The sequence below is a fragment of the Stenotrophomonas sp. JAI102 genome (assembly GCF_013409105.1).
Classification (GTDB): Bacteria; Pseudomonadota; Gammaproteobacteria; order Xanthomonadales; family Xanthomonadaceae; genus Stenotrophomonas; species Stenotrophomonas maltophilia_AA.
This window is the reverse complement of record NZ_JACCCI010000001.1, coordinates 168,635-188,607: the sequence shown is the minus strand read 5'-3', so window position 1 is coordinate 188,607 and position 19,973 is coordinate 168,635. Positions and strand designations below refer to the sequence as shown.

Annotated in this window: 21 protein-coding genes and 1 tRNA gene; 2 read left to right on the top strand and 20 right to left on the bottom strand. The window is 65.8% G+C overall.

The window, feature by feature from the left end:
* Positions 1–3 precede the first annotated feature (3 nt).
* The 15 genes from nuoK to HDC96_RS00795 form a co-directional block, all read right to left on the bottom strand.
* Positions 4–309: an NADH-quinone oxidoreductase subunit NuoK gene (gene nuoK / locus HDC96_RS00865; RefSeq protein ID WP_019182685.1), complete on the bottom strand. Its 306-nt coding sequence runs from the start codon at positions 307–309 to the stop codon at positions 4–6.
* Positions 306–962 (bottom strand): NADH-quinone oxidoreductase subunit J, encoded by a 657-nt coding sequence (locus tag HDC96_RS00860; RefSeq protein WP_179458353.1) that lies wholly within the window; start codon positions 960–962, stop codon positions 306–308. Before HDC96_RS00860 ends, nuoK begins: the two co-directional genes overlap by 4 nt.
* A gap of 9 nt (positions 963–971) precedes the next feature.
* Positions 972–1,460, bottom strand: a complete 489-nt coding sequence (gene nuoI, locus HDC96_RS00855; RefSeq protein ID WP_121038409.1) for an NADH-quinone oxidoreductase subunit NuoI — start codon at positions 1,458–1,460, stop codon at positions 972–974.
* A 3-nt stretch (positions 1,461–1,463) separates the two neighbouring features.
* Entirely contained in the window at positions 1,464–2,555 is a 1,092-nt protein-coding gene (gene nuoH, locus HDC96_RS00850) for an NADH-quinone oxidoreductase subunit NuoH (RefSeq protein WP_121038412.1), read from the bottom strand.
* Positions 2,552–4,786, bottom strand: a complete 2,235-nt coding sequence (gene nuoG, locus HDC96_RS00845; RefSeq protein WP_179458352.1) for an NADH-quinone oxidoreductase subunit NuoG — start codon at positions 4,784–4,786, stop codon at positions 2,552–2,554. Before nuoG ends, nuoH begins: the two co-directional genes overlap by 4 nt.
* Positions 4,783–6,123, bottom strand: a complete 1,341-nt coding sequence (nuoF, locus tag HDC96_RS00840) for an NADH-quinone oxidoreductase subunit NuoF (protein ID WP_123730636.1) — start codon at positions 6,121–6,123, stop codon at positions 4,783–4,785. The genes nuoG and nuoF overlap by 4 nt, the downstream gene beginning before the upstream one ends.
* A 3-nt stretch (positions 6,124–6,126) precedes the next feature.
* Positions 6,127–6,654: an NADH-quinone oxidoreductase subunit NuoE gene (gene nuoE, locus HDC96_RS00835; RefSeq protein ID WP_121038421.1), complete on the bottom strand. Its 528-nt coding sequence runs from the start codon at positions 6,652–6,654 to the stop codon at positions 6,127–6,129.
* A gap of 94 nt (positions 6,655–6,748) precedes the next feature.
* Positions 6,749–8,056 carry an NADH-quinone oxidoreductase subunit D gene (locus HDC96_RS00830; RefSeq protein WP_179458351.1) on the bottom strand — a complete coding sequence of 436 codons (1,308 nt, stop codon included), beginning with the start codon at positions 8,054–8,056 and terminating at the stop codon, positions 6,749–6,751.
* Positions 8,053–8,805 carry an NADH-quinone oxidoreductase subunit C gene (locus tag HDC96_RS00825; protein ID WP_179458350.1) on the bottom strand — a complete coding sequence of 251 codons (753 nt, stop codon included), beginning with the start codon at positions 8,803–8,805 and terminating at the stop codon, positions 8,053–8,055. The genes HDC96_RS00830 and HDC96_RS00825 overlap by 4 nt, the downstream gene beginning before the upstream one ends.
* Positions 8,806–8,837: 32 nt before the next feature.
* On the bottom strand, positions 8,838–9,392 hold the full coding sequence (locus tag HDC96_RS00820; protein WP_019182677.1) for an NADH-quinone oxidoreductase subunit B: 555 nt from the start codon (positions 9,390–9,392) through the stop codon (positions 8,838–8,840).
* Entirely contained in the window at positions 9,383–9,739 is a 357-nt protein-coding gene (locus HDC96_RS00815; protein ID WP_026069699.1) for an NADH-quinone oxidoreductase subunit A, read from the bottom strand. The genes HDC96_RS00820 and HDC96_RS00815 overlap by 10 nt, the downstream gene beginning before the upstream one ends.
* 112 nt (positions 9,740–9,851) lie before the next feature.
* Positions 9,852–9,936: transfer RNA gene (locus tag HDC96_RS00810), tRNA-Leu, on the bottom strand.
* A gap of 49 nt (positions 9,937–9,985) precedes the next feature.
* Positions 9,986–10,426 carry a preprotein translocase subunit SecG gene (secG, locus tag HDC96_RS00805; protein WP_123730889.1) on the bottom strand — a complete coding sequence of 147 codons (441 nt, stop codon included), beginning with the start codon at positions 10,424–10,426 and terminating at the stop codon, positions 9,986–9,988.
* Positions 10,427–10,481: 55 nt separating this feature from the next.
* Positions 10,482–11,237, bottom strand: a complete 756-nt coding sequence (gene tpiA / locus HDC96_RS00800; protein ID WP_179458349.1) for a triose-phosphate isomerase — start codon at positions 11,235–11,237, stop codon at positions 10,482–10,484.
* Between the two features lie 241 nt (positions 11,238–11,478).
* Positions 11,479–12,414 carry an isopenicillin N synthase family oxygenase gene (locus HDC96_RS00795; protein WP_179458348.1) on the bottom strand — a complete coding sequence of 312 codons (936 nt, stop codon included), beginning with the start codon at positions 12,412–12,414 and terminating at the stop codon, positions 11,479–11,481.
* Between the two features lie 316 nt (positions 12,415–12,730).
* Here HDC96_RS00795 and HDC96_RS00790 point away from each other — a divergent pair, with 316 nt between their 5' ends.
* A complete protein-coding gene (locus tag HDC96_RS00790; protein WP_179458347.1) occupies positions 12,731–13,882 on the top strand; it encodes a glycosyltransferase family 4 protein in 1,152 nt (383 codons plus the stop codon).
* Positions 13,869–14,723, top strand: a complete 855-nt coding sequence (locus HDC96_RS00785; protein ID WP_179458346.1) for a polysaccharide deacetylase family protein — start codon at positions 13,869–13,871, stop codon at positions 14,721–14,723. Before HDC96_RS00790 ends, HDC96_RS00785 begins: the two co-directional genes overlap by 14 nt.
* A 72-nt stretch (positions 14,724–14,795) precedes the next feature.
* On the opposite strand, the gene glmM is transcribed toward HDC96_RS00785, so the two are convergent.
* The 5 genes from glmM to trpB all read right to left on the bottom strand — a co-directional run bounded on the left by glmM (position 14,796) and on the right by trpB (position 19,906).
* Positions 14,796–16,148 (bottom strand): phosphoglucosamine mutase, encoded by a 1,353-nt coding sequence (glmM, locus tag HDC96_RS00780; protein ID WP_179458345.1) that lies wholly within the window; start codon positions 16,146–16,148, stop codon positions 14,796–14,798.
* Entirely contained in the window at positions 16,148–17,032 is an 885-nt protein-coding gene (gene accD / locus HDC96_RS00775) for an acetyl-CoA carboxylase, carboxyltransferase subunit beta (protein WP_019182669.1), read from the bottom strand. The genes glmM and accD overlap by 1 nt, the downstream gene beginning before the upstream one ends.
* A 138-nt stretch (positions 17,033–17,170) precedes the next feature.
* Positions 17,171–17,983, bottom strand: a complete 813-nt coding sequence (gene trpA, locus HDC96_RS00770; protein WP_179458344.1) for a tryptophan synthase subunit alpha — start codon at positions 17,981–17,983, stop codon at positions 17,171–17,173.
* Between the two features lies 1 nt (position 17,984).
* The gene (locus HDC96_RS00765; protein WP_179458343.1) at positions 17,985–18,683 is read right to left on the bottom strand and encodes a hypothetical protein; all 699 of its coding nucleotides are present in this window, start codon (positions 18,681–18,683) and stop codon (positions 17,985–17,987) included.
* Positions 18,680–19,906 carry a tryptophan synthase subunit beta gene (gene trpB, locus HDC96_RS00760; protein WP_123730627.1) on the bottom strand — a complete coding sequence of 409 codons (1,227 nt, stop codon included), beginning with the start codon at positions 19,904–19,906 and terminating at the stop codon, positions 18,680–18,682. Before trpB ends, HDC96_RS00765 begins: the two co-directional genes overlap by 4 nt.
* Positions 19,907–19,973: the final 67 nt, after the last annotated feature.

Sequence of the window (19,973 nt, the reverse complement as noted above, 5' to 3'; positions counted from 1 at the left end):
GGATCAGCCCTTCAGCGAATCGACTTCGCCGACATTGATGGTGCGGCGAGTACGGAACAGGGTTACCAGGATCGCGAGGCCGATGGCGGCCTCGGCCGCGGCCACGGTCAGGATGAAGAAGACGAACAGCTGTCCGGCCGTATCACCCATCTCACGCGAGAACCCGACGAAATTGATGTTGACCGACAGCAGCATCAACTCGATGGACATCAATAGCACGATGATGTTCTTGCGGTTGAGGAAGATGCCGGCAAGGCTGATGCAGAACAGCACCGCGCCCAGCGCCAGAATGTGGCCAAGGGTGATCATGGCTGCGCCTCCTCGTTGCTGGCGGGCTTGATGTTGGTGTGCACGACCGGCTTCTCGACGTCCATCTTGACGATGCGCAGACGGTCGCTGCCCTTGACCATGGTCTGCTCGGACGGGTTCTGGGTCTTCAGGCCGGTACGGCGACGCAGGGTCAGCATCACGGCGGCAACCACGGCCACGGTCAGGATGACGGCGGCGAACTCGAACGGCAGCAGGTATTCGGTGAACAGGCTGCGGGCCAGCCAGGTGATGTTGGAGGTGTCGGCCGCCAGCGCGGCAGCGTTGTCGGCCGGGAACGGATTGACCGCCCTGCCCTTCACGCCGATCAGCACCAGCATCTGCACGAGCATCGTCACCGCCACCACCAGGCCGAGCGGCAGGTAACGCACCCAGCCCTCACGCAGGTTGGAGGGATCGATGTCCAGCATCATCACCACGAACAGGAACAGCACCATGACCGCGCCGACGTAGACCAGCACCAGCGCGACACCGAGGAACTCGGCCCCGACCAGGATCCAGATGCAGGCTACGGAGAAGAAGGTCAGGATCAGGCACAACACGGCATAGACCGGATTGCGCACGCTGATCACCGCCGCGGCGGAAATGCCCGCCACGATGGAGAAGACCCAGAAACTGATATTTACCCAATCCATCATTCGACCTCAGCGGAAAGCGGCATCGGCGGCGCGACGCTCGGCGATCTCGGCTTCAAGCCGATCACCGATGGCCAGCAGCTGCGGCTTGGTAACGATGTTCTCGCCACGGTTCTCGAAGTGGTACTCGAGAATGTGGGTCTCGACGATCGAGTCCACCGGGCAGCTTTCTTCACAGAAGCCGCAGAAGATGCACTTGAACAGATCGATGTCGTAACGGGTGGTACGGCGGGTGCCGTCCTCGCGCTTGGCCGAATCGATGGTGATCGCCAGCGCCGGGCACACCGCTTCGCACAATTTGCATGCGATGCAGCGTTCCTCACCGTTGGGGTAGCGGCGAAGTGCATGCAGACCGCGGAAACGCGGCGACTGCGGGAACTTCTCCATCGGGTACATCATCGTGTACTTCGGCTTGAAGGCGTACTTCAGGGTCAGCCACAGACCACCGAGCAGCTCAAGGAGCAGCAGGCTTTTGAAGTAATGGGTAATTCGGTTCATCGCTTAGACGCCCTTCTGGATCACGCCGTAAAACACCATCAACGCCGTCACTGCAATCCAGAAGATGGTGAGCGGGATGAAGACCTTCCAGCCCAGACGCATGATCTGGTCGTAACGGAAGCGCGGGAAGCTGGCACGGAACCAGATGTAGGAGCTGGCGAAGAAGAAGACCTTCAGCAGCAGCCACGGCCAGCCGCCCTTCCAGATCCAGTCGATCCACGGCGAGATGTCTGCCGTGATCCAGCCCTGGAGCGGGCTCAGCCAACCACCGAGGAAGAAGATCGAGATCAGGAAGCTGATCAGGATCATGTTCGCGTATTCGGCCAGGAAGAACAGCGCGAACGCACCACCGGAGTATTCGACCATGTGGCCGGCAACGATTTCCGATTCACCTTCCACGACGTCGAACGGCGCGCGGTTGGTTTCGGCGACGCCGGACACCCAGTACACGATGAACAGCGGGAACAGCGGCAGCAGGAACCAGTCGAACAGACCGGAGTTGCCCGCCTGCGCCATCACGATGCTGCTCAGGTTGAGGCTGCCCGAGGCGATCATCACGCCGACCAGGGCAAAGCCCATCGCGATTTCGTAGCTGATCATCTGCGCCGAGGCGCGCATGGCACCGAGGAACGCGTACTTCGAGTTGGAGGCCCAACCGGCCAGGATGATGCCGTACACGCCCAGCGAGGTCATCGCCAGCAGGTACAGCAGGCCGGCGTTGGCGTTGGACAGCACGATCTGCGCGTCGAAGGGAATCACCGACCAGGCCGCGAAGGCCGGGCCCAGCGTGATCAGCGGCGCCAGGATGAACATCGCCTTGTGCGAGCTGCTGGGCTGGATGATTTCCTTGAACAGCAGTTTGAAGACGTCGGCGAAGGCCTGGAAGATGCCCATGCCGACATACATCGGACCATGACGCACGTGCATCCAGCCGATCAGCTTGCGCTCCCAGACCACGTAGAAGGCCACCGAGATGATCACCGGCATGGCGATCACCAGGATCTTCAGGATGATCCAGAGCAGCGCGCCGATGTCGCCCAGTGACAGCAGCCACTGGTGCAGCGGGTCGACCGCGTTCAACAGCAATTCGTTCATGCAGCCACCACCGTTACACGTGCGGCACCCAGCGGTGCGGTTGCACCGTGGCCCGATTCAATCCAGACCGACCCTGCGGCAACGCGGGCGTCCACCACCACCGGCAAGGTGGCACGGCCGGCATCGGTGCCGACCTTGGCCATCTGGCCTTCCACCAACTGCAGGCGGGCGGCGTCGTCGGCGTTGAGCACGATGCGCGGGGCGTTGTTGAGCGGATGCGACTGCAGCGCCTGGGCGCGACGGACCACCGCATCGGTGCGGTAGATCGCGGCGGTCGAGGTCACTTCCAGGCCCTCGCCCGCGACCGGCGTTGCCGCCGAGGACGAGACGTTGACGCTGACCGGGGCCAGGCTGGCGCGCAGGCCGGCCAGGTCGGTGAACTCGAAACCGGCCAGCGACATCTCGCCGCCCAGTGCACGCAGCACGCGCCAGCCTTCACGCGCCTCGCCCGGCAGCTTGCCGCCGGCACGGGCCGACTGCTCGCGACCATCGAGGTTGGTCAGGGTGGCATCCACTTCCGGCAGTGCGCCGATCGGCAGGATCACGTCGGCGACGTCGCGGGTCGAGGCACAGGCGAACTGGCTGAAAGCCACCACCTGGGCACCGGCCAGCGCCTTGCGGGCAGCAGCGGCGTCGGCGAAATCCAGGCCCGGCTCGATGCCGTAGATGGCATAGGCCTTGCGCGGCTGGGCCAGCATGGCGTTGACGTCCTTGCCGGCCGGCAGCACGCCGGCGCGGGTCAGGCCCACGGCATTGGCGCCCTGCGGGATGCGGCACAGCTTGGCACCGGTCGCGGCGGCGAAATCACGCGCAGCGGCGCGGATCGCGGCGGCCTGCGGGTGGTTTTCGGCGATGCCACCGACGATCAGCACGGCATTGCTGGCGCCCTTCACGGCGTCACGCAGCTCGGCATTGCCCAGTGCGTCGATGAAGGCCGACGGGGCGACGATCTGCTTGCTGGCCAGCTTGAAGGCGAAATCGAAGTCCACCGGATTGACGGCGTGGATCTTCGCATTGCGCGTGGTCTGCGCCTTGCGCAGGCGGGCATGCAGCAGCGGCAGCTCGTGGCGGATGTTGCTGCCGAGCACGACGATGCTGTCCGCGCCTTCGATCTCGGCCAGCGGCAGGCCGAAGACTTCGGCGGTGGCGGCGTCGGAGAAATCGCGGTTGTTGATGCGGTGATCGATGTTCGTGGTGCCCAGGCCGGTCGCGAGACGGGCCAGCAGTGCGCCCTCCTCGTTCGAGGCCGACGGGTGCACCAGCACGCCGAGGTCGTCACCCTGGTGGGCGGCGAAGATGTCCTTGGCGGCGGCCAGGCCTTCGGCCCAGCTCACTTCCTTCCACTCGCCATTGACCTTGCGCAGCGGCTTGACCGCACGGTCTTCGCTGTACAGGCCCTGGTGCGAATAGCGGTCGCGATCGGACAGCCAGCATTCGTTGACCGACTCGTTGTCGCGCGGCACCACGCGCAGCACTTCGCCGCGACGCACGTGCAGGAACAGGTTCGAGCCCATCGCGTCGTGGTAGCCCAGCGATTCGCGCGCGGTCAGTTCCCACGGGCGGGCGCGGAACTGGAACACCTTGTTGGTCAGCGCGCCGACCGGGCAGACGTCGACGACGTTGCCGGACAGCTCGGTGGTCAACGGCTTGCCGTCATAGGTGCCGATCTGCAGGTTCTCACCGCGGTACATGCCACCCAGTTCATAGGTACCGGCAACGTCGGCGGTGAAGCGGACGCAGCGGGTGCACTGGATGCAGCGGGTCATTTCGGTGGCGACCAGCGGACCGATGTCCTCGTCGGGCACCACGCGCTTGCGCTCGTTGAAGCGGCTGACCGAACGGCCGTAGCCCAGCGAAACGTCCTGCAGTTCGCACTCGCCGCCCTGATCGCAGATCGGGCAGTCCAGCGGATGGTTGATCAGCAGGAATTCCATCACCGAGCGCTGGAACTTCAGCGCCTTTTCACTGCGGGTGGCGACCTTCATGCCATCCATGACCGGCGTGGCGCAGGCCGGCGCAGGCTTGGGCGACTTTTCCACGTCGACCAGGCACATGCGGCAGTTGGCGGCGATCGGCAGCTTCTCGTGGTAGCAGAAGCGCGGGATCGGAATGCCGGCCTTGTCGGCGGCCTGGATGATCATCGAGCCCTTGGGCACGACCAGGGACTGGCCGTCGATTTCGACGGTCACATGATCCGGTGGCACGCTCGGGTTTACGGGTTGCGCGCTCATGCGGCGGCTGCCTCCACCTTCTTGCCGTCAACCATCGAATGACCGTTGACGATGTAGTACTCGAATTCGTCCCAGAACTGGCGCAGGAAGCCCTGGATGGGCCATGCCGCCGCTTCACCGAACGCACAGATGGTGTGGCCTTCAATCTGGCCGGCCACCGTCTTCAACTGATGCAGGTCTTCCATCGTGGCCTTGCCGGCGACGATGCGCTCCAGCACGCGGTGCATCCAGCCGGTGCCTTCACGGCACGGGGTGCACTGCCCACAGGATTCCTTGTGGAAGAACTGCGAGATGCGGCAGGCGAACTTGACGCAGCAGACGCTGTCATCCAGCACCACGATGGCGCCCGAGCCCAGACCGGTGCCCAGGGCACGCAGGGTGTCGTAGTCCATCTGCAGGCCCTTGAGCTCTTCGGCCTTCAGCACCGGCATCGAGACGCCGCCCGGAACCGCGCCCTTGAGCGTGCGGCCCGGCTTCAGGCCACCGGCCATTTCCAGCAGGTCGTCGAAGGTGGTGCCCAGCGGCACTTCGAAGTTGCCGCCCTTCTGCACGCAACCGGAGACCGAGAAGATCTTCGGACCGCCGTTCTTGGTCAGGCTCAGGCCTGCGAACCATTCCGGGCCGTTGCGGATGATCGCCGGCACCGAGGCATAGGTCTCGGTGTTGTTGATCGTGGACGGCTTGCCGTACAGGCCGAAGTTGGCCGGGAACGGCGGCTTGTAGCGCGGCTGGCCTTTCTTGCCTTCCAGCGACTCCATCAGCGCGGTTTCTTCGCCGCAGATGTAGGCGCCGGCGCCCAGCGCACCGTAGATGTCGATGTCCACGCCGCTGCCGAGGATGTCCTTGCCCAGCCAGCCGTTCGCGTACGCGTCGGCCAGGGCCTGCTCGAAGTTCTCGAACGGCTCGTGGTGGAACTCGCCACGCAGGTAGTTGTAGCCCACGGTCGAGCCGGTGGCGTAGCAGGCGATCGCCATGCCTTCCACGACCGAATGCGGGTTGTAACGCAGGATGTCGCGGTCCTTGCAGGTACCCGGCTCGGATTCATCCGAGTTGCACAGGATGTACTTCTGCATGGTGCCCTTGGGCATGAAGGACCACTTCAGGCCGGTCGGGAAGCCCGCGCCGCCACGGCCGCGCAGGTTGGACTGCTTGACCATCTCGATGACCTGCTCCGGCGAGATCTTCTCTTCGAGAATCTTGCGCAGGGCGGCATAGCCACCGGTCTTGAGGTAGCTTTCATACGACCACGGAGTGTCGTAATGCAGGGTGGTGTAGACCACCTGGTGCGGCAACGGTGCGGGACCGACCGGACCACTGGGTGCGTGATGATGTGCCATGTCTTACTCCAACCCGTCCAGCAGCTCGTCGACTTTCTCGACGGTCAGGCGCTCGTGGTAATGGCCATTGATGACCATCATCGGCGCACCGGCGCAACCGGCCAGGCATTCTTCTTCGCGCTTGAGGTAGATGCGGCCATCGGCGGTGGACTGACCGGTCTTGCAGCCAAGCTTCTTCTCGGCGTGCGCGACCAGGTCTTCGGCACCGTTCAACCAGCAGCTGATGTTCGTGCAGAAGGCGACGTTGTGGCGGCCGACCTTCTCCAGTTCGAACATCGAGTAGAAGCTGGCGACCTCGTAGGCCCATACCGGCGGCAGATCCAGGTACTTGGCGACGCCGGCGATCAGCTCGTCGGTCAGCCAGCCTGCGTTCTGTTCCTGTGCGGCGTGCAGGCCCTGCAGGACAGCCGAACGCTTGCGATCCGGCGGGAACTTGGCCAGCCAGTGATCGATGTGCGCACGGGTCTTGTCATTCAAGACCACCATCGGGTCGACGTCGCGCGCCGCCTCGAAATTACCTGTCGCCTTCATCGGCCGACCTCAGCGAATACGAAATCGTTAAAAACCAGAACCTGCAGCGCCGGCAGCAGCCGGCGGGTGTCAGGCATCGTGCAGGCGGATGCGATCACCGGTCCACCTCACCGAACACCAGATCGTAGGTGCCGATCATGGCCACCACGTCGGCGAGCATGTGCCCGCGCACAACCGAGTCGATCGAGGAAAGATGGGCGAAGCCCGGCGCGCGCAGGTGCACGCGGAACGGCTTGTTGGCACCATCGGACATCAGGTAGCAGCCGAATTCGCCCTTGGGCGCTTCGACGGCGGCGTAGGTTTCGCCGGCCGGGACGCAGTAGCCTTCACTGAACAGCTTGAAGTGATGGATCAGCGCTTCCATGTCGTCCTTCATGTCTTCGCGGCTGGGCGGCGCGACCTTGAAGTTCTTGACCATGACCGGGCCCGGGTTTGCCTTCAGCCAGGTGACGCACTGCTTGATGATGCGGTTGGATTCGCGCATCTCGGCCACGCGGCACAGGTAACGGTCGTAGCAGTCACCTTCCTTGCCGAGCGGGATGTCGAACTCGACCGCGTCGTACTTGGCATACGGCTGCTTCTTGCGCAGATCCCAGGCAATGCCCGAGCCGCGCAGCATCACGCCGGTCATGCCCCACGCATGGGCCAGTTCCGGGGTGACCACGCCGATGCCGACCGTACGCTGCTTCCAGATACGGTTGTCGGTGAGCAGGGTTTCGTATTCGTCGACGCGCTTGGGGAACTCGACGGTGAAGTTCTCCAGGAAGTCCAGCAGCGAACCTTCGCGCGAGGCGTTGAGGTTCTTCAGGGCCTTGCCCTTGTGCCAGCGCGATTCCTTGTACTTCGGCATATGGTCCGGCAGGTCGCGGTAGACGCCGCCCGGACGGTAGTACGCCGCGTGCATGCGCGCGCCGGAGACCGCTTCATAGCAGTCCATCAGCTCTTCGCGTTCGCGGAAGGCGTACAGCATGACCGCCATCGCGCCCAGATCGAGCGCGTTGGACCCCAGCCACATCAGGTGATTCAGGATGCGGGTGATTTCGTCGAACATGGTGCGGATGTACTGCGCACGCTCCGGCGCCTCGATCCCCATCAGGGTCTCGATCGCGCGCACGTAGGCGTGCTCGTTGCACATCATCGACACGTAATCCAGGCGATCCATGTAGCCGATCGACTGGTTGAACGGCTTGGACTCGGCCAGCTTTTCGGTACCCCGGTGCAGCAGACCCACGTGCGGGTCGGCACGCATGATGGTTTCGCCGTCCATTTCCAGGATCAGGCGCAGCACACCGTGCGCGGCCGGATGCTGGGGACCGAAGTTCATGGTGTAGTTGCGGATTTCCTGGCGCAGTTCGGCCGGGTTGCTCGCAAAGGCCTGGTGGGCCTGGGTGAATTCGCTCACTTGCTTGCCTCCGACTGCGCGGATTCACCGGCAGCGGTCTGGAAACGGGCGTCGTCACGGATGACACGCGGCACGCCGACGCGCGGCTCGACCGAGGTCACCGGCTCGTAGATCACGCGCTGCTTCTCTTCGTCGTAACGCACTTCAACGTTGCCGATCAGCGGGAAATCCTTGCGGAACGGATGCCCGACGAAACCGTAGTCGGTCAGGATCCGGCGCAGGTCCGGGTGGCCTTCGAAGATCACGCCGAACAGATCGAACGCTTCGCGCTCGAACCAGTTCAGGCCCGGCCAGATGTTGGTCAACGACGCGACCACCGGCAGTTCCTCGTTCGGCGCAAAGCAACGGATGCGCATCGTGAGGTTGTGCTGGTAGGAACGCAGCTGGGTGACCACGGCGAAACGCTGCAGCGGGATCGGCTGCGGCTCGGCGCCATCGCTGGTTTCGCGGGTGGGGAATTCACCCCAGGCGAAACGACCGACGGACTTGCCCTCGACGCCACGGCTGAAGCCCTGGGACGACACATCGGCCGTATCCCATTCGTCGCTGCCATAGCCGAGGTAATCCAGGCCGCACAGGTCAACCGCCTGCTCGAAACCGAATTCGTCGCGCAGCGCCAGAGCGGTGGCATGCCAGTCAGCGGCGGGCACTTCCAGCGTCACTTCGCCGCGGGGTTCGACCACGAAGACCTGCGCACCTGCGAAACGTGCGGAAAGTCGGTCGATGAAGGAAGGTGCTTGCTCTGCCATGGGGGCTTGGCGTGCTCTTGTCAGGAGGGATGTCAGCGGGCGATGGTCTGCGTACGCCAGATCTTCTTCTGCAATTGCAGGATCCCGTACACCAGCGCTTCGGCGGTAGGTGGGCAGCCGGGGACATAGATGTCCACCGGCACGACGCGGTCACAGCCACGCACTACTGCATACGAGTAGTGGTAGTAGCCGCCACCGTTGGCGCAGCTGCCCATCGAGATGACCCACTTCGGGTCCGGCATCTGGTCATAGACCTTGCGCAGGGCCGGAGCCATCTTGTTGACCAGGGTGCCGGCCACGATCATCACGTCGGACTGACGCGGCGACGGGCGGAACACCACGCCGTAACGGTCAAGATCCAGACGCGCCGCACCGGCGTGCATCATTTCCACTGCGCAGCAGGCCAGACCAAAGGTCATCGGCCACATCGAACCGGTACGCGCCCAATTCAACAGCGCATCGACGCTGGTGGTCACGTAGCCCTTTTCGAGCAGGGGGTTGTCGCCTTCGGGGCGCAGGATGTCATCGACCCGCCCTTCCGGGACCGGGTTGTTCATCAGGCCGTCGAGCGTCTGAATTACTCCCATTCCAGCGCTCCCTTCTTCCAGACGTAAATGAAACCGAGGAAAAGCATGCCTACGAAGAGGCCCATCGTGACCAGCGAACGTGCGCCCAGTTCCATGAACACCTGGGTCCACGGCACGATGAAGATGATTTCCAGATCAAATACGATGAACTGAATCGCGATCAGGTAGTAGCGCACATCGAACTTCATGCGCGCGTCCTCGAAAGCCTCGAAGCCGCATTCGTACGGCGAGAGCTTTTTCAGATCAGGACGTCGGGGACCGAGGAATCGGCCAACCAGCATCAGCGCAACGCCGATACCGGTGGCAACGATCAGAAACAGCAGAGACGGCAAATATTCGGCCAGCACAGCGATTCTCTCTTGCCTCTGCCGCTGCGCCTGCAGGCGCTTTGGCATGGGGGAGTGGACGGATACCGCTACCTGGCGCTTTGCGCGCCAGACGAACCCGCTTACAAACAAATGGTGCCCAAGAGGGGACTCGAACCCCTACGACTCTCGTCGCTACCACCTCAAGGTAGTGCGTCTACCAATTCCGCCACCTGGGCTTACGATCGCACCGGTTGTTCTCCAGTGCGCCGCATATTGTAACCGTCTTCAGCGAGTCTGGGTGCCTTCCGAAGGCTTTTCTTCACCAGATTTCGGAGTTTCCGCCTGAGCCGGCACAGTGGCCGACGGAACAGGCTGCTGGACCGGGGTTTCCGGGGCCTTCGGCACGGCCGGAAGCTCGCCTGCCGGTGCGGCCGGCGCGGTTGCGGCCGGCGCCGACATCAGACCCAGGTCCTGCTGTGCCGCCGGGCGCGAGCCATGGCTGGCGTACCAGGCCATGAAGAGGCTGATGCCGAAGAACACCACGGCCAGCCACTTGGTCGACTTGGACAGGAAGTTGGACGCGCCACGCGCGCCGAACACGGTACCCGAGGCGCCGGCACCGAAACCCGACCCTGCGGCCGCGCCGGAACCACGCTGCATCAGGATGAGCGCGATCATGGCCACTGCGACCAGCACGTAGACCACATTGAGGATCAACATCAGCATTTCGAATCCGTCCTCGGACATGTCGTGCCGGCGGTTGGGCCGGCAACATTACGAATTAGCGCCCCGCCGCCGCGGCAGCGATGGCAAGGAAGTCCGCGGCCACCAGCGAGGCGCCGCCCACCAGCCCACCATCGACATCGGGCTGTGCGAACAGTTCCGCGGCGTTGTCGGGCTTCACGCTGCCGCCATAGAGGATCGACAGTGAATCCGCAATTCTAGCATCGAGCTTGGCCACTTCGCCACGGATGAACGCGTGGACCTGCTGGGCCTGCTCCTTGGAGGCGGTCCGGCCGGTCCCGATGGCCCAGACCGGCTCGTAGGCGACCACGGCCTGGGCAAAGCCGGCGGCGCCGACCAGCTCCAGCACCGGGGCGAGCTGGGCCGCAATGACCGCCTCGGTCTGATCGGCCTCGCGCTGCGCGAGGGTTTCGCCCACGCACAGGATGGGCGTCAGGCCGGCGTGCAGGGCGGCGGCGAACTTGCGCGCGACCAGCTCACTGCTTTCCGCATGGTACTGGCGGCGCTCGGAGTGCCCGACCAGCCCGTAGCGGGCGCCGACTTCGGCCAGCATGGTGGCCGAGACCTCACCGGTGTAGGCGCCCTTCTCGTTGCTGCTGACATCCTGGGAGCCGAAGGCGACGGCGCGGCCTTCGAAGGCTTCGACCAGTTCGCCCAGGTACGGGAGCGGCGGGAGGACCACGACCTCGACGCCCTGCCGCGGGAGGTCGGCAACCAGGTCACTGACCAGGTCGGTGGCGAATTGGCGGCTGCCGTGCAGCTTCCAGTTACCGGCGACGATCTTGCGGCGCATGGCGATGGCTCCTTTGGGTATCAGCCGGCCATGATAACGGATGCAACGAAATGGCGTGGGCGGGAAAACGCTTACATTTCAATTGGATATTTATTTTCCGCGGCGGCCCCAAGTCAAAAGCAAGGGCGACGGGGCCGGTGGACGTGCCCGGAGTGGGCGGGCGTGGGTGGGTTGGAGCGAGCCGGCCAGCGGCCGGCACTACTGGAACGATGAAGGCCGCCTTGCGGCGGCCTTCGTTTGCTCATTTCAGCTTGATCTCGCGCAGGCGCTCTTCCAGGAAGCCGTGGGCGGTGATCGGCTCCGGGTAGCGGCTCGGGTTTTCCGGGGTGATGCAGGTCGGCAGCACGTCGATCAGGAAATCCGGGTTCGGGTGCAGGAAGAACGGCACCGAATAGCGCGGCTGGCGCGCCTGCTCACCCGGAGGGTTGACCACGCGGTGGATCGTGGACGGATACACATGGTTGGTCAGGCGCTGCAGCATGTCGCCGATGTTGACCACGATGGTGTCCGCGTCCGAGGTGAAGGGCACCCACTTGCCCTCGTGGGACTGCACTTCCAGCCCGGCCGCACTGGCGCCGACCAGCAGGGTGATGAAGTTGATGTCGCCATGGGCACCGGCGCGCACGTTCGGGATGTTCTCGGCGGTGATCGGCGGGTAGTGGATCGGGCGCAGGATCGAATTGCCGTTGTTGGTCTTGTCCGCGAAGAAGTCCTCCGGCAGGCCGATGTGCAGGGCCAGCGCCGACAGGACGCGCGAACCCAGCTTGTCCAGGGCCTGGTAGAGGCCGTAGCCACGTTCGCGGAAGCCCGGAACCTCGCTCGGCCACAGGTTCGGGGCCATCACGTCACGGTACTTGGAGTCGTCCGGGATCTCGCGACCGATGTGCCAGAACTCCTTCAGATCGAAGTGCTGCGAGCCCTTGGCGGTCTCCACGCCGAAGGCGGTGTAGCCGCGCGCGCCGCCGCTGCCGGGCACGTGGTACTGGCGCTTGGTCTCTTCCGGCAGCGCGAAGAAGGCCTTGAAGACCTCATACGCGGCGTCGATGTCCGCCTGCGGAATGCCGTGGTTGCGGATGCCAGCAAAGCCCCATTCGCGGTAGGCCGCACCCAGCTCAGCCACGAACGCATCGCGGTCGGTGTCGAAACGGGTGATGTCGAGGGTGGGGATCTGGCTCACAGCGATTCCTGCTTGTTCATGGTGGTCGGTGGGCCAGCTGTGGCCCGGCTGAACATTGTGCCAGATCGGGCCATCCCCGCCACCGATACATTGATACAAACCGATACAATGCGCGCGCCCGGACGGCCACAACGGGCCACCGACGGCGCTGCGCTGGCCCACGCCGGCAGGGCCGCGCGCGTGGCCGCTGCCCCCGCACGACCTCCCACCCACGGCACCGCACAGCGCATCGGATGCGCTGGCGCGATCCCGCAGGCAATGACGACCACCGCCCGCGCATGCCGCGGGCGCGCTTCCACACATGGACTGTCCACCGATGAACGTTCCACTGAAAATTCTCCATACCGAGGCTGCCAAGGGATTTGGCGGGCAGGAGATCTACATCTACCGCCACATGCTGGCGATGCGCGACCGCGGCCACGACGTCTCCCTGCTGTGCCAGCCCGACGCCCGCCTGGGTGAGATGGCGCGCGAAGCCGGCTTCACCGTCCACGCGCTCAAGATGGGCGGCCTGCTGCGCCTGCTGCGCGGGATCTGGTCGGTGTCGCGCCTGGTGCGCCGCCATGGCTACCACGTGGTGAACACCACCAGCCGCCGCGACAGCCTGATCGCCGCGACCGGCGCCCGGCTCGGAGGGACGCCACTGGTGGTGCGCTCGCGTCACCTGATGAGCCCGATCAACTCGCTGCTGACCTACACCGGCCTGCCCCACCGGGTGATGACAGTGAGCAGCTTCGTCAAGAAGTTGATGGTCAGCCGCGGCATCGACGACGCGCACGTGGGGATCGTCCCGCCGATCGCGGTGCCGCCGCAGTGGTCGCAGATCGCCAAGCGCGATCCGTGGCAGTGCCGGCAGGACACCCGCGCGGAAACGCGCGCCGAGCTGGGCTTCAGCGACGACCAGATCGTGGTCGGCTGCGTTGCCGTGCTGCGCGAACCGAAGGGCCACCTCGATCTGCTGCAGGCCATGGCACCGCTGTGCCGCGCCGATCCACGCGTGCAACTGGTGATCGTGGGCGACGGCCAGCCGGTCATGGAGCGCCTGATCGCCCTGCGCGAGCAGCTCGGCATCACCGCGCAGGTCCACTTGCTCGGCTACCGCCAGGGCGCTTGCCGGTTGATGACCGCCTTCGATATCTTCGCCCTCGCCACCCACAAGGAAGCGGCCGGCACGGTGTTTCTCGAGGCGGCCTACGTAGGCGTGCCGATCGTCGCCACGCGTGTCGGCGGCGTCCCGGAAATGGTGGTGGAAGGCAGCAATGCCCTGCTTGCGCCACTGGGCGACCAGGCCGCGCTGACCGGCGCGCTGCGCACCCTGATCGAGCAGCCCGAGCGCCGCGAGCAGATGGGCATGGCCGGCTGGGAATGGATGCGCAGCGCCCACCGCTTCACCCCGACCGGTCACACTGAAGCGACCGAACATTATTACCACCAGTGGTTGAAGGAACTGGGCCATGGCCAACGCTAGATCCGTCCCGGTGCTGATGCACCACCACGTCTCCCCGTCGCCGGGGATGATCACGGTCTCGCCGGAAAACTTCGAAAGCCAGATCGCCTGGCTGGCAGCCAACGGCTGGACCTCGCTGACCCTGGACCAGTACGCCGGTTTCCTCGCCGGCAAGCCCACGCCGGCCAAGTCGATCGTGATCACCTTCGATGATGGTTACCTGGACAACTGGGTGTACGCGCACCCGATCCTGGCCAAGTACGGGATGCACGCCGTGGTGTTCGTGGTCACCGGCTGGATGGGCGAAGGCCAGGTCCGCCCGCATGCCGGGCAGCCCGGCGCCACCCTGCCCGCGACGCCGGACCATCGCGGCTGCGAGGCGGCCATCCTGCGTGAGAACCGCCCCGACGACGTCATGATGCGCTGGAGCGAAGCGCGCGAGATGATCGCCGCCGGCACCTTCGAGGTGCACTGCCACACGCACACGCATACCCGCTGGCTCAAGCAGGATATCTCCCGCGAGCACAAGCGTCAGGGCATCAGCGACGACCTGTCGGTGGCACGCGACGTGCTCCGGCAGCAGCTGGGCGACGTATCGGACACGCTGTGCTGGCCGTACGGCGATTTCGACGAGGACTATGTGCAGATCGCGCGGGCGCAGGGCTTCAAGTATCTGCACACCACTCATCCGTTCGGCCGCAACGTGGTCGGGGGCGACCCGGAGCACATCTACCGGTTCGCGATCCGTGACCGCCCGGCGCGCTGGCTGCGCAAGCGCATCGCCTACAGCTACCACCCGCTGATCGCGCCGCTGTTCAACCGCTTCAAGGCGAAAAAAAAGAAGATGGTGGCAGGGCCCTGACCCGCAGCTGTTCCGCAACGAAAACGCCCCGGTCTCCCGGGGCGTTTTCGATTCAGCCGTGTTTCCGCCGGCTCAGGCCGCAGCCGCCGCCTTCACCGCTGCCGACAGGCTGTCCAGCGTGGCCTGCATCAGCTCGGCAGTGTCCGCTTCGACGGTGACGCGCACCACCGGCTCGGTACCGGAGGGGCGCAGGAACGCGCGACCGCGCCCCTTCACCGCCTGCTGCGCGGCGACCAGCGCGGCCTGCACGCTCTCGGCCTGCACGGTCGCCTTGGCAGCGCCCTGCAGACGCACGTTGACGGTCTTCTGCGGCACCTTGGTAAGCACCGACAGCACTTGGCGCAGGGAGGTGCCGTCGCGACGCAGCACTTCCAGCACCTGCAGCGCGCTGACGATCGCATCACCGGTGGTGGCACGGTCCAGGCACAGCAGATGGCCGGAGGCTTCGCCGCCGAGCACGCCGTTGTTTTCCACCAGCGCCTGATGCACGTAGCGGTCGCCAACGTTGCTGCGCTGGAACGGGATGTTCAACCGTTCCAGTGCCTGCTCCAGGCCGAAGTTGGTCATCAGCGTGCCGACCACCGGACCATGCAGGCGACCGCTGCGCTGCCAGGCCTGGGCCAGCACGAACAGCAGGTCATCGCCGTCGACCGGGTTGCCCTGGTCATCGGCCATCAGCACGCGGTCGCCGTCGCCGTCGAAGGCGATGCCGAAATCGGCCCCGACCTCGCGCACTTTGGCCGCCAGATTGTCGATGTGCATCGAGCCGACGCCATCGTTGATGTTCAGGCCGTTGGGCGCATCACCGATGCTGATCACCTCGGCGCCCATCTCGCGGAACAGCAGCGGGGCGACGTGGTAGGTGGCACCGTGCGCGCAGTCGAGCACGATCTTCAGCCCACGCAGGTCGAAGCCGCGCGGCACGCTGGCCTTGCAGAACTCGATGTAGCGGCCGACCGCATCGCGCGCGCGCATGGCCTTGCCCAGCCGCTCGGACTCGACGGTAGTGAACGGCGCATCGAGCGCGGCTTCCAGCGCCAGCTCGGTGGCGTCATCGAGCTTCTCGCCATCGGCGGAGAAGAACTTGATGCCGTTGTCGTAGTGCGGGTTGTGCGAGGCGCTGATGACGATGCCCGCATCCGCACCGAGGGTGCGGGTGAGGAAGGCCACCGCCGGGGTCGGCATCGGGCCGAGCAGCTGCACATCGGCGCCGGCCGCGACCAGCCCGGCTTCGAGCGCGGCTTCGAACATGTAGCCGGAGATGCGCGTGTCCTTGCCGATCACCACCACCGGGCGGCGCCCGTTGCGCTCGGTCAGCGCGCGCCCGAGCGCATTGCCCAGGCGCAGCACGAAATCGGCGGAGATGACGCCCTCACCGACCTTGCCGCGGATGCCGTCGGTGCCGAAATACTTGCGCGACGCCATCAGGCAGCCGCATCCGGTGCGGGCGCCGGCTGGCGCGCCAGCATGGCCAGGATCTCGGACAGACGATCACGCATTTCGCGGCGGTCGCAGATCTGGTCGATCGCGCCGTGCTCCAGCAGGAACTCCGAGCGCTGGAAGCCTTCCGGCAGCTTTTCGCGCACGGTCTGTTCGATCACGCGCGGGCCGGCGAAGCCGATCAGCGCCTGCGGCTCGGCGATGTTGATGTCGCCCAGCATCGCGAACGAGGCCGACACGCCGCCGGTGGTCGGATGGGTCAGCACCGAGATGTACGGCAGGCCGGCGTCGCGCAGGCGACCCAGCGCCGCCGAGGTCTTCGCCATCTGCATCAGCGAGAACAGGCCTTCCTGCATGCGCGCGCCGCCACTGGCGGAGAAGCACACGTAAGGGGCGCCGATTTCCAGCGCCTTTTCAGCGGCGAGCGAGAAGCGCTCTCCGACCACCGAGCCCATCGAGCCGCCCATGAAGGCGAAATCGAAGGCCGAGGCGACCAGCGGGCGGCCTTTCATCAGGCCCTGCATGGCGATCAGGGCGTCGTACTCGCCGGTATTCTTCTGCGAGGCCTTGATGCGCTCGCTGTACTTCTTCTGGTCCTTGAACTTGAGCAGGTCCGTCGGGCCCAGGCGCGCACCGATCTCGGTGGTGCTGTCCGCATCGAACAGCGCGGCCAGGCGCGCGCGCGCGCGGATGGCCATGTGGTGGCCACACTTGGGGCAGACTTCCAGGTTCTCTTCCAGCTCAGGACGGTAGAGCGCGCTGCCGCAGCTGCTGCACTTCTCCCACAGGCCCTCGGGGACGCTGCGCTTCTTGCTGGGGACGTTGTCGGTGCGGATGCCAGACGGCATCAACTTGCTGAGCCAACTCATGCGGGATGCTACTTCCGTTCAGGGCGGCCCGGGGGCCGCAAAGGCGGACAGTCTAGCTCACCGTTTCCATGCTCGGGCACCCCCCGGCCGATGCCGGGGGGCTGGCGTAAACCATTCTGGTACGTACGTTTGCGTGCTTCAGGCGGCGTCGAGTGCGCGTCGCAGCGGCGTGAGGAATGCCTGCGCGGCCTGTGTGGCGGCCGTGGCATCGGGGGCCTCGCCCAATGCAGCCACCAGCGCGCTGCCCACCACCACGCCATCGGCCTCCACGGCCATGGCCGCGGCACTGGCCGCATCCTTGATGCCGAAGCCGGCCACCACCGGCACCGCCGACCGGCTGCGCAGGTCGCGCAGGCGGGCACCGGCGGCACCGCTGTCCAGCCGATCCGAGGCCCCGGTCACCCCGGCGAAACTGACGTAGTACAGATAGCCCTGCGCCATCGCGGACAGTGCATCCAGGCGCGTATCGGCCGTGGTCGGCGAGGCCAGCAGGATCAGCGCGAGGCCGGCGGCGGTGAAGATCTCGCGGGTTTCGGCGGCTTCCTCCGGCGGCAGGTCGACCAGCAGGATGCCGTCCACGCCGGCCGCGATGGCCGACTGCGCGAAGCGGGCCGTGCCGTGGATCTCGATCGGGTTGAGGTAGCCCATCAGCACCACCGGGGTGGTGGCGTCGTCCTTGCGGAACGTGGCGACGGTCTCCAGCACATAGCGCAGCCCTGCCCCACGGGCCAGCGCACGCTCGGAGCTGCGCTGGATGGTCGGGCCGTCGGCCATCGGGTCGGAGAACGGCACCCCGAGCTCGATCACGTCCGCGCCGGCGGCGGCGAGTGCGTGCATCACCGGCACGGTGGCATCCAGGCCCGGATCACCGGCGGTGATGAAGGGAATCAGCGCCTTGCGACGCTCATCGCGCAGGCGGGCAAAACAGGCATCGATACGGTCAACGGACATCTCAGGCACATCCTTCAATCAATTCAACGGCGCCACTGGCGCCCCAGTACAGCTTCGATATCACCCCGTCGAAGATCTCCAGCCGGATCGCCAGATCCGAACCGGGGTCCTGCCAGGTCAGGTACTCGCCCGTTTGCGGGTCATAGGCGTGCGGTGCGCGCGTACTGCCGGGCGGCAGCCGCTGCATCGCCTCGTCACGGGTCATGCCCAGGCGCAGGCCGAACGGCCCGGGCTGGGTGATGGCTTCGTAGGAATCTTCGATCGGGGCCAGCTCGAAGCGCTGCACGTGGTCGTCCTCGACCATCATCGACACGCCTTCGGGCAGGTTGCCCCGCTCGTAATACTCGCAGGCGCCGGCGGGCTCGCCCTCGCTCAGGCCGGCCGAATGCCAGGGGCCGTCGGCGGCGAGCTCGGTGAACCGCTGCCCGATCACGACATCGCCCGCATGATCCAGCGCGACCGAGACCACCGACGGCACGGCGTCGTCCGCCACGGCTGCCTCGGCGGCCGGTGGCGCTGCCGGTGCGTCCTCGATCGGACGGTTGGCGATGTCGTCGTCATTGCTGGCCTGTTCGCGTGCCGGCGCCACCACACCGAGCGGTGCCGCAGGGGCCGGCAAGACCGGCGGGTCCGGCGGCGCACATCCGGTCAGGCCGACCACCATCAGCAGCGCACTTCCCTGGCGCAGTAGCGGATTCACAGGACCAGACCCTCCCGGGCGGCGATGGTGTGCACGTCCTTGTCGCCACGGCCCGACAGATTGCACAGCACCAGCTTGTCGCGCGGCAGATCGCGCGCGATCTTGATCGCCTGCGCCACCGCGTGGCTGGACTCCAGCGCGGCCAGGATGCCTTCGCTGTGGGCCAGCTGGTGGAACGCCGCCAAGGCCTCGTCATCGGTGATGCCGACATACTCGGCGCGCCCGGCATCGGCCAGGAAGGCGTGCTCCGGACCAACGCCCGGATAGTCCAGGCCGGCCGAGACCGAGTGGGTTTCGGTGATCTGGCCGTCGTCGTCGCAGATCACATAGGTGCGGTTGCCGTGCAGCACGCCCGGGCGACCGGCCGCGATCGAGGCAGCATGGCGCCCGGTCTCGATGCCGTCGCCGGCCGCTTCGGCACCGACGATGCGCACGTCGCGATCATTGAGGAACGCATGGAACAGGCCGATCGCATTGCTGCCCCCGCCGACGCAGGCGGTGATCGCATCGGGCAGGCGGCCGTAGTCGGTGAGCATCTGCGCGCGCGCCTCGCGGCCGACGATCGCATTGAAATCGCGCACCATGCGCGGGTACGGGTCCGGGCCGGCCACGGTGCCGATGATGTAGAACGTGTCGCGCACGTTGGTGACCCAGTCGCGCATCGCTTCGTTGAGCGCATCCTTGAGCGTGGCCGAGCCGGAGGTGACCGGCACCACCGTCGCACCGAGCAGCTTCATGCGGTAGACATTGATCTTCTGCCGCTCGATGTCGGTGGCGCCCATGTACACCACGCACTCCAGGCCCAGGCGCGCGGCCACGGTGGCACTGGCGACGCCGTGCTGGCCGGCGCCGGTCTCGGCGATGATGCGCGTCTTGCCCATCCGCGCGGCGAGCAGCGCCTGGCCGATGGTGTTGTTGATCTTGTGCGCGCCGGTGTGGTTCAGGTCCTCGCGCTTGAGCAGGATCTGCGCGCCGCCGACCTGCTGGCTGAGCCGCTCGGCGTGGTAGATCGGGCTGGGACGGCCCACGTAATGGGTCAGGTCCTTGTCGTAGGCGGCGATGAAGGCCGGATCGCGGCGTGCTTCGTCATAGGCGGCGGCCAGCTCCTGCAGCGGCCCGATCAGGGTCTCGGCGACGAAACTCCCGCCGTAGCGTCCGAAATGGCCGTTGGCATCGGGGTAGGCGTGGAAATCGACGATGGGGGAGACGGGGGAAGCAGACATAGCGCGACAGCCGGTGGAGACAGGCTGCCAATTTAACGCACCTGTCATGACAGGAATATCGATAATA